We start from the raw sequence: 2,255 nt of genomic DNA on the forward strand, positions 1-2,255 counted from the left end.
AGCATGCATCTTAGATAATTTATTGGTGATATAATCCATGTCTTCTTGATTCATTTGACAGGTTTCATCAAATAGATCGCCACCAAAAATCAGAATGTCTGGATCTAAATGTTCAATTTTATTAAAGAGTTTATCGGCTCTTTTTTTATTTTCAAATTTACCATATTGCACATCCGTAAAATAAACAATGGATACATCATTCATTGAGGATGGAATCTTTTCATCTTTCAATGTTTTATATTGTACACTCAATTGTTCGGGCTCAACATTTTTTGCGATTTTCAAAGATCCTAGCATACTTAATACGATCGCAAATAATATGGCAATGATGATAAACATTTGTTTCTGTAATTTTGTCATGAAACTATTTTATCATAAAATAGAAAAGACATCACTAGGATGCCTTTGTTGCTCTTGGTTTTCTTGCATGGAAATTGTTCTTACGATTCTTTTGAAGTTCTTCCATTGTTTGTTTTGAATTCAAGATAACTGGAATTACAATTGGGTTTCGATGTGTCTTCTTGTATAAGAATGGTTCTAATGTAGAGCGTACACAGTTTTTGATTTCAGAGAAAGTGGTTTTTTCTTTCATCTTTTCCTGAAGAGAATTATTCACAATATATTCAGCTTCTTTGATCAATCCCTGTGAATCTTTAATAAAGACAAATCCACGTGATACGATGACGGGTCGCATTAAGATTTTGTTTTCTTTTGAATCGATAGCTAAGATAACGGCAACTAATCCATTATCAGCTAAGATTCGACGATCTTTTAAAACAGCAGTGGACAATCCGGAAATATCATTTCCATCGACATAAATATCGTCACCTTGGTATCGCCAGTCACTTTGTAGCACTTTGTGATCTCTTAAAATTAAAATATCTCCATTTGCGCATACAAAGATATTCTCTTTAGGAATACCTGTTTCCATTGCGGTTTGACGGTGTTGCATCAACATCTTATATTCACCATGAATTGGCATAAAATAGGTTGGACGAACTAACTGTAACATCAGTTTTTGTTCTTCTTTAGAAGCATGTCCCGTTGTATGCAAGTTATTTAAGATGGATTTTGTCAATACTGTAGCACCCGATCTAAATAAGTTATCAATAACGCGATTGACGCTTGATTGGTTTCCTGGAATTGGATTGCTTGAGAATACGATTGTATCTCCAGGTTTTAAGTGAATAAAGCGGTGTGTACCATTCGCAATCCTTGATAGGGCAGCCAAAGGTTCACCCTGACTTCCTGTACAAATAATACAAACTTTATCATCTGGTGTATAAGCTAATTCTTCAGGACTTAAGAAATCTGAATTTTTAACTTTGATTGTTCCCATCTTTCGTCCGATATCGACAACATTTTCCATACTTCGACCAAATACGATTACTTTTCTACCGAATTTAGTAGCAGCTTCAATGATTTGGGCAACACGATGTACGTTGGATGCGAATGTCGCAACAATTAAACGTTGTTTTGTCTTACGCATAATGTCCTGGATTTCATTGGCAACTTTTCTTTCTGAAATAGAGAAGTCTTCAACTCCAGAGTTTGTAGAATCTGACATCAATAAGTCTGGTTTTGTGACACCGATAAATGCCATTTTCTGGTAGTCTGCATTTGTTCCAACAGGAGTTAAGTCAAATTTGAAGTCACCTGTGTGGACAATAGATCCATTAGGACATGTGATATGTACACCTAAAGAATCGGGGATAGAGTGGATGGTATTGAAGAAACCAACTTTAAAGTATTTTGTTGAGATACTTGAGTTTTCATCAATTTCTATAATTTTTGTTTTTTCTAGTCCTTTATGTTCACTTAACTTTTTAAGAATCAAAGCCTTCGCAAAACGAGGTGCATAGATAGCATCAATTTGGACTTGTTTTAGTAAGAATGGAATTCCTCCAATATGATCCTCGTGACCATGGGTAATTACTAAAAACTTTCTTTTTTTTTTCATGCGAATCAAATGATGATAATCAGGAATTACATAGTCAACTCCTAATAGTTCATCACCTGGAAACAAAACGCCACAATCTACGATACAGATTTCATTTTCGTGTTCGTAGCAATACATATTTTTACCGACTTCGCCTAATCCCCCTAGGGCGTAAATCAAAGTATCACCTTTTTCAACGTGATTTTTTGCATGATATGGTTTTTTGTTCGATGCATGCCCAAACGCTTGTTCTTGTGTTTTTGGCATATTCGACCTCTTTCTATAATTTAATGACTCTATTGTTATTATAGCAAAG

At 34.5% G+C, this 2,255-nt stretch carries 1 protein-coding gene and 1 pseudogene; both read right to left on the reverse strand.

The features are described 5' to 3' along the window. Positions 1-360: pseudogene (locus ACZQCL_RS02695) on the reverse strand (hypothetical protein); the annotation flags it as partial. A 34-nt stretch (positions 361-394) separates the two neighbouring features. Next, on the reverse strand, positions 395-2,206 hold the full coding sequence (locus ACZQCL_RS02700) for a ribonuclease J (protein ID WP_482481789.1): 1,812 nt from the start codon (positions 2,204-2,206) through the stop codon (positions 395-397). Between the last annotated feature and the right edge of the window lie 49 nt (positions 2,207-2,255).

The organism is Holdemanella sp., assembly GCF_056804935.1.

Bases quoted from the DNA above. Each gene is read 5' to 3' on its own strand.
- ACZQCL_RS02700 (WP_482481789.1), bottom strand. From the start codon at position 2,206: ATGCCAAAAACACAAGAACAAGCGTTTGGGCATGCATCGAACAAAAAA.